The organism is Bradyrhizobium sp. GW821-FHT12B03, assembly GCF_058807535.1.
This window is the reverse complement of record NZ_JBXAQU010000004.1, coordinates 274,608-289,588: the sequence shown is the minus strand read 5'-3', so window position 1 is coordinate 289,588 and position 14,981 is coordinate 274,608. Positions and strand designations below refer to the sequence as shown.

Sequence of the window (14,981 nt, the reverse complement as noted above, 5' to 3'; positions counted from 1 at the left end):
AGCGCGTCACGAAAAGCGCGTTACGAAAAGCGCGTTACGAAAGGAAGAGAGCGTGGATCGCTTGAAGATCGAGCGCGTCGGAGGGTTCGCCGGCTTCGGCGGCCCTCACCTCAAGAGCCGCGGTGAAGTGGCGTTGTCGGATCTGTCGCCCGCCGATCAGAAGACGGTGGAGCAGCTGTTTGCCGATCCGGCCAAGGTCCCTGCCGCGCAGCGGGGCCAGGCCGACGCGTTCAGTTACCGGATCACGCGCGGAGCCAGGACCATCGAAGTCCCCGAGCATGCGGTCCCCTCGACCATCAAGAACAGCGTCAAGGATGTCCTGGAGTAGGACGAGGGCCGGATTGGCGCTGTGATGGAGGAGACGCTGCCGCCGGATGCTTCGGGCTCTTGGGGCGCCTGGGGCATGTCCGCGTCGACGAGCCTTGAGGCCTATCGCGCCTTGCGCGCCGACCAATCCCGATGGCTGCCGATCGCGCTCGACATCGCGCGCGGGCATGGCCTCGATATCAGCTCGCCGCATGTGTTTGGAACAGGCACCAATCTCGTGGTCGGCCTGGGTGAGCGCCTGATCCTGAAGATTTTCCCGCCGCTGCTCCACGCGCAATTCGTCTCCGAGCGCGGCTCGCTGACCCAGCTCGCGGGTCGCCTTCACTTGCCGATCCCCGAGATCGTCGCCGAAGGGATGCGTGACGGCTGGCCCTATCTCGTCATCACGCGGCTATCAGGCACGCTCGGCTCGGAGGTCTGGCCGTCCCTGCCGGAAGACCAGAAGGAGCGTGTGCTGCGCCAGATCGGCGGGACCATCGCGGCCGTGCAGCGGGCGCCGCTCGGTCCTCTCGCCGGGATCGAGCCGCGCTGGGACGACTTCATGCGCGCCCAGATGCAGGGCTGCAGGGCGCGGCATACACGGCTCGGCCTTGCGCCGAAATTCCTCGATGGCCTCGACGATCTCCTGCGCGACGCGGCCCGTCTCATCCCGATGGACGCGCCGCCGGTGATCCTGACCGGCGAATACATTCCGGAGAACTTCCTGCTCGCCTGCGATGACGGGGCATGGTCGCTCACAGGCCTGTTCGACTTCGGCGACGTGCGTGCGGGCTGGCGTGACTACGATCTGCTCGGCCCCAGCGCCTTCATGGCGGCAGGCCGGCCGGGGAGGGTGCGCAGCCTGCTCGAAGGCTTTGGCTATGCGAAGCTGGATGCCGCGCTCAAGCGGCGCCTGATGGCCCTGATGCTGCTGCACCAGGCCAGCGATCTCAACAGCCACGTCTGCATCGCGGGCTGGCAGGACAAGGCGAACGATCTCGGCGAGCTGCAGGAGCTGATCTGGGCGGAATAACCCACCGCCGCCGACCTCATCAAAGCCGTCGTCCTGGCTTTTGCCAGGACGACAGTGAGGGGCGGGGCGTGGCTCACCCAACAAAAGTGTCGTCCCGGCGAAGGCCGGGACCCATACTCCCTGGGCGGAGTTTGGCGGAGACGAGCAATTGCTCGTCCTTGCCCTGGTACGGCGACCTCCCTTGACCGACCGATCACGCGGTTTGTTGGGGTGGACGGCCCTTCGCCGGGACGACGCCAAAGATTTGCTATCAAATTGAGCGAGCTTCGTTTCTGGTCCAGAAATTAGGCAAATGCGCTTCTTTGTATGCAACGGTCAAGGTCGCGGCCTCAGCGCCACCCCCCTCTCTCGTTAATTTTCCTATATGATATCAACTAATTAGTAGCGACGTAAGCCTCCGTTAAGCTTTGGCACGAACCTTGCGAATCCGGTTCCAACCAGAAACTTTTGTGTTGGAGCGATTTCATGAAGCGCCGCGATTTCCTCAAGTCCGTTTCCGGATTGGCCGCAGGCGCGGCGCTTCCGGCCATGCCCTCCGTGATCTCCTCGGCCAAGGCCGACGCCCGTTCGGAGACGCTGCTGATCGTCTCGGAGGGCGGCCCCAACAATCTCGACATCCACGGCGTCGGCACCAACGTGCCCGGCTATGAGGTGTCCTGGAATTGCTACGACCGGCTGATCAGCCACGAGATGAAGAGCGGCCCCGGCGGCGTGCCCTATTACGACCGCGACAAGTTCAAGGGCGAGCTCGCCGAGGACTTCAAGATCGACGACATGTCGGTCACCTTCAAGCTGAAGAAGAACGCCAAATTCCACGACGGCGCGCCTGTGACCGCCAAGGACGTGAAATGGTCGCTCGACCGCGCCGTCAGCGTCGGCGGCTTCCCGACCTTCCAGATGAGCGCGGGCTCGCTGACCAAGCCCGAGCAGTTCGTGGTGGTCGACGACGCCACGGTGCGGGTCGATTTCGCCAAGAAGGATCGGCTGACAATTCCCGACCTCGCCGTCATCGTGCCCTGCATCGTCAATTCGGAGCTGGTGAAGAAGAACGCCAGCGAGAAGGACCCCTGGGGTCTCGAATACACCAAGCAGCAGACCGCGGGCTCCGGCGCCTACAAGGTGACGAAGTGGACCGCCGGCACCGAAGTGATCATGGAGCGCAACGAGGATTGGGTCGGCGGCCCCCTGCCGAAGATCAAGCGCGTGATCTGGCGCATGGTGCCACAGGCCGGCAACCGCCGCGCGCTCTTGGAGCGCGGCGACGCCGACATCTCCTACGAATTGCCGTTCAAGGATTTCCAGGAGATGAAGGCGAGCGGCAAGCTCAACGTGGTGTCGTTGCCGTTCTCCAACGGCATCCAGTATATCGGCATGAACGTGACCAAGCCGCCGTTCGACAATGTGAAGGTGCGGCAGGCCATCGCCTATGCGTTGCCCTACCAGAAGATCATGGACGCGGTGCTGTTCGGCCTCGGCAATCCCATGTTCGGCGCCGCCAGGGACAAGGCGACCGAAGTCGCATGGCCGCAGCAGCACAAATACAACACCGACATGGAGAAGGCGAAGGCGCTGCTCGCTGAAGCCGGTTATGCCAACGGCTTCGAGACCACGATCTCCTTCGACCTCAACTTCGCCGGCGTCAACGAGCCGCTCTGCGTGCTGGTGCAGGAATCGCTCGCCCAGCTCGGCATCAAGACCACCATCAACAAGGTGCCCGGCGCCAACTGGCGCACCGAGCTGAACAAGAAGGAGATGCCGCTCTTCACCAACGTGTTCTCGGGCTGGCTCGATTACCCCGAATACTTCTTCTACTGGTGCTATCACGGCAACAATTCCGTCTTCAACACCATGAGCTACAAGTCGGCGGCGATGGACAAGCTGATCGACGGCGCGCGCAATGCGGCTGCGACCGGCGACATGTCGACCTACGACACCGACGTGAAGGGCTTTGTCGATCTCGCCTACGCCGACGTCCCGCGCATCCCGCTGTACCAGCCCTTCGTCAACGTCGCGATGCAGAAGAACATCAGCGGCTATCAATACTGGTTCCACCGCCGCCTGGATTATCGCGCGATGGCGAAGGGGTGAGGCGTGATGGCGCGCGACGCGGCCGCGACTCCAGGTTTTTGCCGATCGAGTGAGGCGAGCGCAGCTCTCTCATTCCCTCTCCCCTTGTGGGAGAGGGTGGCTCGCCGCGCAGCGGCGAGACGGGTGAGGGGTAGCCACGAACTCCGACCTCGCTTGGGGCTACCCCTCACCCCAACCCTCTCCCACAAGGGGAGAGGGGGCGCAGTAGAGTGCGCGGCACCACCTCGGATACATTCAACGCGCACGAGGAGCGCCCCATGCTGACCATGATCGGCAAGCGCCTGATGTTCGCGATTCCCTCGCTGATCGGCGTCGTCATCGTTACCTTCCTGCTGACGCGCGCGCTGCCGGGTGACCCGGCCGCGTACTTCGCCGGCCCCGCGGCGACCAAGGAAGCCGTCGAGCAGATCCGGAAAAAACTGGGCCTCGACAGGCCGCTGATCGAGCAGTTCTTCCGCTACACCAACGACCTCGCCCATGGCGATTTCGGCAACTCGCTCACCACGGGCCAGCCGGTCGCCGCCGAAATCCGCAACCGCCTGCCGGCATCGGCCGAGCTGACACTACTCGGCCTCATCGTCTCGATCGTGATCGCCATTCCGCTCGGCGTGCTGGCGGCAACACGGCCGGGGTCATGGGTTGACCACTTATGCCGGGTCACGACGACAGCCGGCGTCTCGCTGCCGGTGTTCTTCACCGGCCTCGTGCTGGTCTACGTCTTCTATTTCCGACTCGGCTGGTCGCCGGCGCCGCTCGGCCGGCTCGACGTGTTCTACAGCGCGCCGCCGACGGTGACCGGCTTCTATCTGATCGACACCTTGATCGCGCGCGACTTCGAGGCGTTCCGCTCGGCGCTGAGCCAGCTCATTTTGCCGGCGACGACGCTAGCGATCTTCTCGCTGGCGCCGATCGCGCGCATGACGCGCGCCTCGATGCTGGCGGTGCTGTCGTCGGAGTTCGTGCGCACCGCGCGCGCCAGCGGCCTGTCGCCGGCAACCGTCATCGTCACCTACGCCTTTCGCAACGCGATGCTGCCCGTGATCACCACGCTCAGCATGGTGTTCTCGTTCCTGCTGGGCGCCAATGTGCTGGTGGAAAAAGTGTTCGCCTGGCCCGGCATCGGCTCCTACGCGGTGGAAGCGCTGATCTCGTCGGACTTCGCGCCGGTACAGGGTTTCGTGCTGACCATGGCGGTCATGTACGTGCTGCTCAATCTCGTGATCGACATTCTCTATGGCGTGATCGATCCACGCGTACGGTTGGAAGGGTAGGGGTGAGGCTATGAGCTCTGTTGCGCCTGCTGTTGAACCCGCCGGTCCCGCGCGAACCTCGGGACTCGTCGCGATCCTCGAACAGACCCGCTACGTCCTGGGCGAGAACAAGGTCACGGGCTTTTCCTTCGCCCTGCTGATCGTCATTCTCCTTGCCGCGATCTTCGGGCCCTATGTCGTCCCGTACGATCCGCTGGCCTCCGACACCGCCGCGTCATTGAAGCCGCCTTCGGCCGCGCACTGGTTCGGCACGGACCAATTGGGCCGCGACATCTTCAGCCGCGTCGTCGTGGCCACGCGTCTGGATACCTTCATCGCGGTCGCCTCCGTCGTGCTGGTGTTCCTGATGGGTGGGCTCGCCGGCATCGCCGCCGGTTATTTCGGCGGCTGGACCGACCGCATCGTCGGCCGCATCGCCGACACCATCATGGCCTTCCCGCTGTTCGTGCTGGCCATGGGCATCGTGGCTGCGCTCGGCAACACCGTGCAGAACATCATTCTGGCGACCGCCATCGTCAACTTCCCGCTCTACGCCCGCGTCGCGCGCGCCGAGGCCAATGTCCGTCGCAATGCCGGCTTCGTGCAGGCCGCGCGCCTGTCCGGCAACGGCGAATTCCGCATTCTTCTGGTGCACATTCTCCCGAACATCATGCCGATCATGATCGTGCAGATGTCGCTGACGATGGGCTATGCCATCCTCAACGCCGCCGGCCTGTCCTTCATCGGCCTCGGCGTCCGCCCGCCGACCGCCGAATGGGGCATCATGGTCGCCGAAGGCGCGGGCTTCATGGTCTCAGGGGAATGGTGGATCGCGCTATTCCCGGGCCTCGCGCTGATGATCGCCGTGTTCTGCTTCAACCTTCTCGGCGACGGCCTGCGCGACATCGTCGACCCCCAGCGGAGGACGTGATGGCAAAGGTCAAACAAGAATTCTCCAATGATTTCAATGCTGCTTCTACTGTGCATGGGGTTGTTTTCGATCTTCTGAGTGACGCGAGGCCCGCATGACCGCCCAGCCCCTGCTCGACGTCCAGGATCTCACCGTCGAATTCACCACCCGCCGCGGCATCGTCAAAGCCGTCCAGCACGTCAACATCTCCGTCGCCAAGGGCGAGACGCTCGCCATCGTCGGCGAGTCCGGCTCGGGCAAGTCGGTGACGTCCTACGCGGTGATGCGCATTCTCGACCGCGCCGGGCGGATCGCCGAGGGCTCGGTGATGTTCTCCGGCATCGACGTCAAGGCCGCGACCGAAGACCAGATGCGCGATCTGCGCGGCCGCGAAGTCTCGATGATCTTCCAGAACCCGCGCGCCGCGCTCAATCCGATCCGCAAGGTGGGCGACCAGATCGAGGACGTGCTGCGCACCCATGTGCAGCAGGCGACGGTTTCGGACCACGGAGAGAAGGCAATCGAGGCGCTGGAGCAGGTCAAGATCGCCCGCCCGCGCGAGCGCTATCATGCCTATCCGTTCGAGCTGTCAGGCGGCATGTGCCAGCGCGTCGTCATCGCACTCGCGCTCGCCTGCAATCCGCAATTGCTGATCGCGGACGAGCCGACCACCGGCCTCGACGTCACCACCCAGAAGGCGGTGATGGATCTGATCGTCGAGCTGACCAAGCGCAAGGCGATGTCGACCATCCTGATCACGCATGATCTCGGTTTGGCCGCCGCCTATTGCGACCGCGTCGTGGTGATGGAGAAGGGCCGGGTGGTCGAGACCGCCAAGGCCGCCGACATCTTCGCGAGCCCGCAGCACCCCTACACCAAGAAGCTGATGCGCGCGACGCCGCGGCTTGGCGTGTCGTTGCGGGACCTGCTGCCGGAGGAGGAGGGCGCTGCCGCCGCGAGCGTAGCGTCCGTGGAATCCGCTCCGACCGCCGCAGCCGACCAAAAGCCCCTTCTCCTCATCGAAAAGCTCGTCAAGGAATATCCCCGCCAGGGCGCCACCGCCGTGCTCGGAAAACTGTTCGGCCGCAAGCCTGCGCCGGAGCCCGATGTGTTCCGCGCCGTCGACGGCATCAGCTTCTCGATCGGCCATGGCGAGAGCGTCGGTCTGGTCGGTGAATCCGGCTGCGGCAAATCGACCACCTCGATGATGGTGATGCGGCTATTGGACCAGACCTCCGGCCTGATCCAGTTCGACGGCGAGGACATCGGCGCCATGGCGCCTGCCTCGTTTGCCCGGCTGCCGCAGCGCAGCCGCATCCAGATGGTGTTCCAGGACCCGACCGACAGCCTCAACCCGCGCTTCACCGCTGTGCGCGCCATCGCCGACCCGATCATGCAGCTCGGCGACGTCAAGGGCCGTGACGCGCTCCGCGCCCGCTGCGAGGAGCTGGCGACCATGGTCGGCCTGCCGCACAATCTGCTGGATCGGTTTCCGCACCAATTGTCCGGCGGCCAGAAAGCCCGCGTCGGCATCGCCCGTGCGATTGCCCTGCACCCAAAGCTCGTCATCCTGGACGAGCCGACGGCCGCGCTGGACGTCTCGGTCCAGGCCGTGGTCCTGAACCTGCTCCAGGACCTCAAGGCGCGGCTAGGTATGAGCTATCTGTTCGTCTCGCATGATTTGAACGTAGTGCGCTTGTTGTGCGATCGTGTCATTGTCATGCGGACGGGTCGAATCGTCGAGGAAGGCTCTTCCGAGAAGGTTTTGAGCGATCCGCAGGACGACTACACCAAGGAGCTGCTGACGGCGATCCCGCATCCGCCGTTGCAGGTACACTGAGAGTGCACTGATTGTTCGGGAGCGTGATGGCCGAGCCGCTGGACGACTATATCGACGCCGTATCGAAAGCGCTGGCGCTGCCGGTCGAGGAGGCCTGGAGGCCGGCGGTTCGCGCCAACCTCGAAGTGTCGTTGCGGCTCGCCCGCCTGGTCGACGAATTCGCGCTGCCGGACGAGACCGAGCCGGCGCCTGTTTTCACCGTCTGACGCCGCCATGACCACCAGGCCAGAGATGAGTGCTGCCGACATCGCGAAAGCGGTGGCCGGCGGAAAATTGTCCGCGCTCGATGCCACCGAGGCCGCACTCGCGCGCATCAAGCAGCACGACGGCGTCCTCAACGCCTTCACCGACGTCACCGCCGAGCGCGCCCGCGCCAAGGCGCGCGCGATCGATGCCGACATCGCGGCCGGCAAGACGGTCGGCCCGCTTGCCGGCGTGCCTTTCGCCGTGAAGAACCTGTTCGACGTCGCGGGGCTTTCGACGCGCGCCGGCTCGAAGATCAACCGCGACCTCGCGCCCGCCGGGCGCGACGCGACGCTGATCGAGCGGATGGAAGCCGCCGGCGCGGTTCTCGTCGGCGCGCTCAACATGGGCGAATACGCCTACGACTTCACCGGCGAGAACGTTCATGACGGCCCCTCGCGCAATCCGCATGACACCACGCGGATGAGCGGCGGCTCCTCCGGCGGTTCGGGAAGCGCCGTCGGCGGCGCGCTGGTGCCGATTGCGCTGGGCTCGGACACCAATGGTTCGATCCGCGTGCCGTCGTCGTTCTGCGGCATCTTTGGCTTGAAGCCGACCTATGGCCGGCTGTCGCGGGCGCGCTCGTTTCCGTTCGTGGCGAGCTTCGATCATCTCGGCCCGTTCGCGTGCTCCGTCACCGATCTCGCGCTCGCCTACGATGCGATGCAGGGCCCCGATGCCGACGATGCTGCCTGCACCACGCGTGGCTTGGAGCCGACGGTGCCGCTGCTCGCCAATCCGGTTTCGGACCTGCGCATCGCGATCGCCGGCGGCTACTTCCAGAAGAACGTGTTTCCGGAAGCCGTCGAAGCCGTCAGCCGCGTCGCCAAGGCACTGGGCGCGACGCAAACCGTCGATGTGCCCGAAGCCGCGCGCGCCCGCGCCGCGGCGTATGTCATCTCCACCACTGAAGGCGCCTCGCTGCATCTCGATCGCCTGCGCAAGCGCCCGAACGACTTTGACCCTGCCGTGCGTGATCGTCTGATCGCAGGCGCCATGGTGCCCGCGCCCTTGGTCGACCGCGCGCAAAAATTCCGCCGCTGGTATCGCGCGCAGCTTGCCGGGATCTTCAAGTCGGTCGATGTGCTGATTGCGCCCGCCACGCCCTGTACCGCGCCAAAACTCGGCCAGGTCAATTTCAATCTCGACGGCGTCGAATTGCCGGTGCGCGCCAATATCGGCATCCACACCCAGCCGATTTCGTTCATCGGCCTGCCGGTGGTCGCGGTTCCGGTTCCGCTCGAACCGCTGCCGATCGGCGTGCAGATCATCGCCGCGCCCTGGCGTGAGGACATCGCGCTGCGCGTCGCATACGCATTGGAGAAGATGGGCGTGGTATCCGCGCCGTCGCCAAGGGGGCTTTGAGAGGAATTTGAAATGGAGATCGATCTCCCCGAGGTGATCGCGGACGTCAAAGCCGCGTTCGATCGTTACGAGCAAGCACTGATCAGCAACGACGTCGCCGTGCTGGGCGAGCTGTTCCGCAACGATCCGCGCACGCTGCGCTACGGCATCGGCGAAAACCTCTACGGCTATGAGGCGATTTCCGGCTTCCGCGCCGGCCGCTCGCCGGTCGGCCTGAACCGCCGCACCGCGAAAACCGTCATCAGCAGCTATGGCCGCGACACGGCCGTGGCGTCCACCTTGTTCTATCGCGACACGGCTCCCGGCAAGGTCGGCCGGCAGATGCAGACCTGGATTCGTTTCCCGGAGGGCTGGCGCGTCGTCGCGGCCCATGTCAGCATCATCGACGAGTCGAAAGAGACCTGACCGTATGACGCTTGACGATCTTCCGCCCGGAACATTGCCGGCCGAGCCGGTGGTGCCGCGCGTCGACCGGGCGCAACCCAGCGTGCACAAGGTCACGCGCGCCGAGGAATTGCGCCTCCAGCTTGCCGACGAGATCGTGCGCGGCGCCCTGGCCCCCGGCGCGGCGCTGGACGAGACCGACATCGCGCGCCGCTTCAGCGTGTCGCGCACGCCGGTGCGCGAGGCGCTGCGCCAGCTGGTGGCGAGCGGCCTCGTCGAGGCGCGGCCGCATCGCGGCGCGGTGGTGGCGCAGCCGTCGATCGAGCGGCTGACAAGCATGTTCGAGGCGATGGCCGAGCTCGAGGCGCTGTGCGCCGGCCTTGCCGCGGAGCGCATGTCCGCCGCCGAGCGCCATGGTTTGGAGGCCGTCCACGAAGAGCTGCGTGTGCTGAGCTACGCCGGCAATCCCGATCGCTTCCACGAGGTCAACGAGCGCTTCCACAACACGATCTATGCGGGCTCGCAGAACGGCTACATCGCCGAGATCACGCTGGCGACGCGCGTGCGCGTGCAGCCGTTCCGCCGCGCCCAGTTCCGCAACCTCGGCCGTCTCGCCAAATCGCAAGCCGAACACGACCGCGTCGTCGTCGCCATCATGCGCGGCGACAAGCAGGGCGCCGCCGCCGCCATGCGTGCGCATATCGAGCTGGTGCGCGGGGAGTACGAGATCTACGCGGTGTCGGTGTAGTGACGGCGGTTCGACAAACTCCGTGTCGTCCCGGCGAAGGCCGGGACCCATAACCCCAGGGCGTGGTTGCAGCGCGAAGCTGGTAACTCCGAGTCTTCGTCAAACCCAATCCCGTGGCTATGGGTCCCGGCCTTCGCCGGGACGACTGCGTTTGTTGGGCTCGCAGTGCCCTACGCCGTCGCAGCTTCCGCCATAAACTTCCGCCAACCGCCATACGCCGTGATGTCACGCGCCTCGCCCAGCACCTCGGGTTCGACGAGAAAGCCCTTCACGCTGCGGCCATCGGCGAGCCTGACCGTACCGATCGCCATCGGTGCCGGAATCGCATTGACGAACTTGCCGAACGCGGACGACGATAGCGACCAGATCTCGAGTTCAATCGCAGAACCCTTGCCGGCCTCGACGCGCAGCATGCCGGGCTTTGCCGGCGTGGTCGGAAGCGCATAGAGCTTGTAGTCCGCCGCCGTCCTGGTCGTCTCGATCAGCTTTCCGCTCAGCGCCTTCAACTCGCCGTTCAGCGCCATGCCGGACAGATGCGCGCCGACCACCGCGATCGGAATCTCGTCGATGCTGTTTGCGGCAAGCGGCGTGAGCGCGGGGTGCGCCACACCCTTTGCACCAACGGTCAGTTTCGTATCCGCATGGAAGGCCCGCCCGATGCTGGCAAGCAGCGCATCACGTCCGGCCGGTGCGAGCAGCGTGATGCCGAACGGAATGCCGTCGGTGCGCATCGATGCCGGCACCGCAAGGCCGCAGAGGTCGAGCAGGTTCACAAAATTGGTGTAGGTGCCGAGCCGGCTGTTGAGCTCGATCGGATTGGCCAGCACCTGCGCGGTCGTATAGGCCGTCGGTGCCGTCGGCAGCACCAGCGCGTCGATATTGGCAAAGGTGCGCTCGGCGATCTTGCGCAGGCCCTGCAGGCGATAGAGCGCGGAGAAGGTGTCGGCCGCCGTGAGCCGCGCGCCGGCTGCGGTGATCTCGCGCGTCACCGGATGGATCGAGTCGGGTGCGGATGCCAGCAGATTCTTGATCACGAGGTAGCGCTCGGCGACCCAGGGACCTTCATAGAGCAGCCGCGCCGTCTCGTAGAACGGCTCGAGGTCGAACTCGACCAGATCAGCGCCGAGTGCGGTCCAGCGCTTCAGCGCCTCGCCATAGGCGGCTTCCGATTTCTTGTCGCCGAAGAAGATCAGCTGTCCGTTGCGCGGCACGCCGAGGCGCAGCTTTGCGGGGAACGACGTGATCGCGCCGAGCGGCCGGTCGCGCGAGAACGGATCGGCCTGGTCCGGGCCCGCCATCACCGACAGCGCAAGCGCGGCATCGTCGACCGTCAAGGCGAATACCGAGATGCAGTCGAGCGTGCGGCAGGCCGGCACGAGGCCAGCCGTCGAGATCATGCCGAGGCTCGGCTTCAGTCCGACGATGTTGTTGAGCATCGCCGGCACGCGGCCGCTGCCGGCCGTGTCGGTGCCGAGCGACAGCGGCACCAGCCCGGCGCCGACGGCGGTCGCCGATCCCGAGCTCGACCCGCCGGGAATCAGGTCCTCGCGGATCGAATTCCTGGGAATGCCGTAGGGCGAGCGCACGCCGACGAGGCCGGTGGCGAACTGGTCGAGATTGGTCTTGCCGATGATGATGGCGCCGGCCGCGCGCAGCCGCTCCACCGCGGTCGAATCATGCGTCGGCGTATAGGAGAAAGCCGGGCAGGCCGCTGTGGTCGGAAAACCGAGCGCGTCGATATTGTCCTTCACCGCGACCGGCACGCCGTAGAGCGGCAAGCTGGCGGCATCGGCGCGCGCGGCGAGCTTTTCGGCTTCGGCGATCGCGTCCTTCTCGTCGCGCAGGCTGATGAAGACGGCGGAATCGTTGTGGTCGCGGATGCGCTGATAGGTGCGCGCGATCGTCTGTGCCGGCGTGAGCGTGCCCGCGCGATGCGCGGCCACAATCGCGGCGATCGTCTCAGGCTGCTCAGCCCCCATTTCAGCCCTCATGGCGACAAAACTCCGGCAACATGTCCTCACCCGGATTGAAGCAAGCGATGTGCCATTGTGTACAGAATCCGGGCAGGGCGGATGCTCCGGATATTATCGAGCTATCAGTGGGTTGGGGGATATTTCAGCGAGCGAGAGGGGCGTCCGGCCAGCGCCCTGTTATGAGCATCTGCCTAATTCGTGAGCAAGAGGGATCAGGTGAAGTCGGCGAGGATCCGGAGCAGCCGCTCCCGGTTCTCCTTGCCGATCTTCGCTTCGACATGCCGCTCGTGCTCGGCGGCCAGCCGCTTGAACTTCGCCAGCGCCGTCTCGCCCTGCGCGGAGAGGTGCAGGGCGTGGGAGCGCCGGTCCGTCTTCGACTTGATCCGCTTCACCAGCTTGCGCTGCTCCAGGCTGTCAAGCAGGTGCACCAGCCGGGCGCGCTCGATGCCGAGGCGCTTGGCCACCGCCATCTGCGACAGCCCGGGATTGGCGCCGATCACCGTCAGCACCGAATATTGCGTCGGCCGGATGTCGACGTCGCCGAGCGTCTTGATGAAGTCCTGAAAGATCCAGATCTGGAAGCGCCGCACGGCATAGCCCGCGTGCCCCACCAGGGCGTCGAGGCCGATCTCGTCGGCGTCGTTCCGCCGCGCGATGCCGTCGCCGGCGCGTTTGCGTGGGGAAGCCTGGGCTGTGCTGGCTGTCACATCGTGTCTCCTGCCATGCATTCCTTGTAGCGCCTCGGGCGGCCGTGCGAAAGATTGTTGTTGACGACAACAATTGTCATGCCCAACATTATGGCCAAAGCAGCCCGGAACGAGGCTGCGGCCGATCCCGGCTTCCGGGCGAGGAGGAAACACATGACAGCCGCTCCACGCGGTGACGCGTCAAGTCTGTTCGCAGTGCCGAAGACGATCGCCGAGCATCGCGCCGACGGCAGCATCGTGTTGCGCTCGCCCGAGCCGTTGCGCGAGGGTGCGCGCTGCATCGGCGACTGGCTGGAGCAATGGGCGCGGCAGACGCCCGATGCGACCTTCCTTGCCGAGCGCGCCGATGTCGAAGGTCCATGGACCACCGTCACCTATGCGCAGGCGCTGCGGCAGGTGCGTGGGGCGGCCTCGTGGATCCTGGCGCAAGGCCTCAGCGCCGAGCGGCCGCTGGTGATCCTCTCCGACAACAGCATCGATCATGCGCTGCTCGCGCTTGCCGCGCAGTATGTCGGCGTGCCCTCCGCCGCGATCTCGCCGGCCTATTCGCTGATGTCCGGGGATTTCGACAAGCTCAAAAGCATGATCGCGCTGCTGGAGCCGGGCGCGATCTACGTGTCCGCGACCAAGCCATTCGCGGCGGCGTTGGCCGCGATCAAGCCGCTGCACGAGGCGCAGATCATCAGCGGCAACGGCGATGAGGCCGACGCGCTCGCCTTTCGCGCCGTCGCGGCAACGCCCGAAACTGCCGACGTCGCAAAGGCCTTCGCCGCGGTGACGCCGGAGACAATCGCAAAATTCCTGTTCACATCAGGCTCGACCGGCACGCCCAAGGCCGTCATCAACACCCAGCGCATGCTGACATCGAGCCAGCAGGCCAAAGCGCAGACCTGGACCTTCCTCGAGCATGGGCGTGGCGATCTCGTCATCCTCGATTGGCTGCCGTGGAGCCACACCTTCGGCGCCAACCACAATTTCAACCTGGTGCTGCGCAACGGCGGCTCGCTCTATATCGATGGCGGCAAACCTGCGCCCGGCCTGTTCGCGACCTCGCTTGCCAACCTCAGAAGCGTGATGCCGACGGTCTATTTCAACGTGCCGCGCGGCTTCGACATGCTGATCGCGGCGCTGCGCGGCGACGAGGAGTTGCGCCGCCGCTTCTTCAGCGAGGTGAAGTTCGCCTTCTATGCCGGCGCCGCGCTGCCGCAGAACCTGTGGGACGCGCTTGAGCAACTGTCGATCCAGACCGTCGGCCGTGCATTACCCATGGTCTCGGCCTGGGGCTCGACCGAAACCTCGCCGCTCGCGACCGACTGTCATTTCCTCGCCGAACGCTCCGGCAATATCGGCGTGCCCATTCCCGGTACCGAGCTGAAGCTCGTCACCTCGGGCGACAAGCTGGAGGTGCGCGTGCGCGGCCCCAACGTCACGCCGGGTTATTGGAAGGCGCCCGAGCTGACCAGGCAGGCGTTTGACGAGGAGGGTTTTTATCTCATCGGCGATGCCGTGAAGCTTGCTGATCGCGCGCGGCCAGAGCTTGGCCTGTTCTTCGACGGCCGTGTCGCGGAAGACTTCAAGCTCAATTCCGGCACCTGGGTCAGCGTCGGCACGCTGCGCCTCGCCGGCATTGCCGCGCTGGCGCCGCTCGCGCAGGATATCGTCGTCGCCGGCCATGGTGGCGACGAGGTGCGCTTTCTGGTGTTTCCAAACATCGCGACCTGCCGCGCCCATGCCGGTCTGCCGGAGACGACCGATGTGAGGGATGTGTTGGCACACGACAAGGTCAGGGCTGCGATCGCACAGGGTCTCGCTAAGCTGAAGCAACACGGTCCCAACTCCTCCGGCCATGCCACGCGCGCGCTGCTGCTCGCCGAACCGCCATCGGTCGATGGCGGCGAGATCACCGACAAGGGCTACATCAACCAGCGTGCCGTGCTGATGCGCCGTGCCGATGCGGTGGCGCGGTTGCATGATGATGCGTCGGGTGCGTGGATCGGCCTGTAGCGCTTCGTTGATCAAGGCGGAGTGAGTTCACGCTCTCTCCACGTCGTCATTGCGAGCGCAGCGAAGCAATCCAGAACCCCTCCGCGGAAAGACTCTGGATTGCTTCGCTGCGCTCGCAATGACGGGGATG

13 protein-coding genes are annotated in these 14,981 nt (G+C 65.4%); 11 read left to right on the top strand and 2 right to left on the bottom strand.

All coding sequences use genetic code 11. The annotated features are described in order from the left end of the window. Nucleotides 1-52: 52 nt before the first annotated feature. The 10 genes from AC1RUR_RS10940 to AC1RUR_RS10895 all read left to right on the top strand — a co-directional run bounded on the left by AC1RUR_RS10940 (nucleotide 53) and on the right by AC1RUR_RS10895 (nucleotide 10,167). The gene (locus AC1RUR_RS10940) at nucleotides 53-328 is read left to right on the top strand and encodes a protealysin inhibitor emfourin (RefSeq protein WP_492843666.1); all 276 of its coding nucleotides are present in this window, start codon (nucleotides 53-55) and stop codon (nucleotides 326-328) included. Nucleotides 329-403: 75 nt separating this feature from the next. Then, the gene (locus AC1RUR_RS10935; RefSeq protein ID WP_492843664.1) at nucleotides 404-1,339 is read left to right on the top strand and encodes an aminoglycoside phosphotransferase family protein; all 936 of its coding nucleotides are present in this window, start codon (nucleotides 404-406) and stop codon (nucleotides 1,337-1,339) included. A gap of 465 nt (nucleotides 1,340-1,804) precedes the next feature. Continuing rightward, the gene (locus AC1RUR_RS10930; RefSeq protein WP_492843662.1) at nucleotides 1,805-3,427 is read left to right on the top strand and encodes an ABC transporter substrate-binding protein; all 1,623 of its coding nucleotides are present in this window, start codon (nucleotides 1,805-1,807) and stop codon (nucleotides 3,425-3,427) included. A 257-nt stretch (nucleotides 3,428-3,684) separates the two neighbouring features. Beyond that, nucleotides 3,685-4,698, top strand: a complete 1,014-nt coding sequence (locus tag AC1RUR_RS10925; RefSeq protein ID WP_456619533.1) for an ABC transporter permease — start codon at nucleotides 3,685-3,687, stop codon at nucleotides 4,696-4,698. A gap of 10 nt (nucleotides 4,699-4,708) precedes the next feature. After that, nucleotides 4,709-5,608 carry an ABC transporter permease gene (locus AC1RUR_RS10920; RefSeq protein ID WP_492843660.1) on the top strand — a complete coding sequence of 300 codons (900 nt, stop codon included), beginning with the start codon at nucleotides 4,709-4,711 and terminating at the stop codon, nucleotides 5,606-5,608. Nucleotides 5,609-5,702: 94 nt separating this feature from the next. Continuing rightward, the gene (locus AC1RUR_RS10915) at nucleotides 5,703-7,427 is read left to right on the top strand and encodes a dipeptide ABC transporter ATP-binding protein (RefSeq protein WP_492843658.1); all 1,725 of its coding nucleotides are present in this window, start codon (nucleotides 5,703-5,705) and stop codon (nucleotides 7,425-7,427) included. Nucleotides 7,428-7,453: 26 nt separating this feature from the next. Further along, on the top strand, nucleotides 7,454-7,633 hold the full coding sequence (locus AC1RUR_RS10910) for a DUF4089 domain-containing protein (RefSeq protein WP_492843656.1): 180 nt from the start codon (nucleotides 7,454-7,456) through the stop codon (nucleotides 7,631-7,633). A gap of 7 nt (nucleotides 7,634-7,640) precedes the next feature. Then, nucleotides 7,641-9,035, top strand: a complete 1,395-nt coding sequence (locus AC1RUR_RS10905) for an AtzE family amidohydrolase (RefSeq protein ID WP_492843654.1) — start codon at nucleotides 7,641-7,643, stop codon at nucleotides 9,033-9,035. Between the two features lie 12 nt (nucleotides 9,036-9,047). Further along, complete coding sequence (gene hpxZ, locus AC1RUR_RS10900) at nucleotides 9,048-9,440, top strand: oxalurate catabolism protein HpxZ (RefSeq protein ID WP_492843652.1); 393 nt, start codon at nucleotides 9,048-9,050, stop codon at nucleotides 9,438-9,440. A gap of 4 nt (nucleotides 9,441-9,444) precedes the next feature. Next, nucleotides 9,445-10,167, top strand: coding sequence for a GntR family transcriptional regulator (locus AC1RUR_RS10895; RefSeq protein WP_492843650.1), 723 nt, complete (start codon nucleotides 9,445-9,447; stop codon nucleotides 10,165-10,167). Nucleotides 10,168-10,337: 170 nt separating this feature from the next. Here the strand turns inward: AC1RUR_RS10895 and atzF are convergent, their stop codons facing one another. Further along, the gene (gene atzF / locus AC1RUR_RS10890; RefSeq protein ID WP_492843648.1) at nucleotides 10,338-12,146 is read right to left on the bottom strand and encodes an allophanate hydrolase; all 1,809 of its coding nucleotides are present in this window, start codon (nucleotides 12,144-12,146) and stop codon (nucleotides 10,338-10,340) included. Between the two features lie 206 nt (nucleotides 12,147-12,352). After that, nucleotides 12,353-12,847, bottom strand: coding sequence for a MarR family winged helix-turn-helix transcriptional regulator (locus AC1RUR_RS10885; RefSeq protein ID WP_492843646.1), 495 nt, complete (start codon nucleotides 12,845-12,847; stop codon nucleotides 12,353-12,355). A gap of 153 nt (nucleotides 12,848-13,000) precedes the next feature. On the opposite strand from AC1RUR_RS10885, the gene AC1RUR_RS10880 reads away from it, so the two are divergent. Next, complete coding sequence (locus tag AC1RUR_RS10880) at nucleotides 13,001-14,851, top strand: feruloyl-CoA synthase (protein WP_492843644.1); 1,851 nt, start codon at nucleotides 13,001-13,003, stop codon at nucleotides 14,849-14,851. Nucleotides 14,852-14,981: the final 130 nt, after the last annotated feature.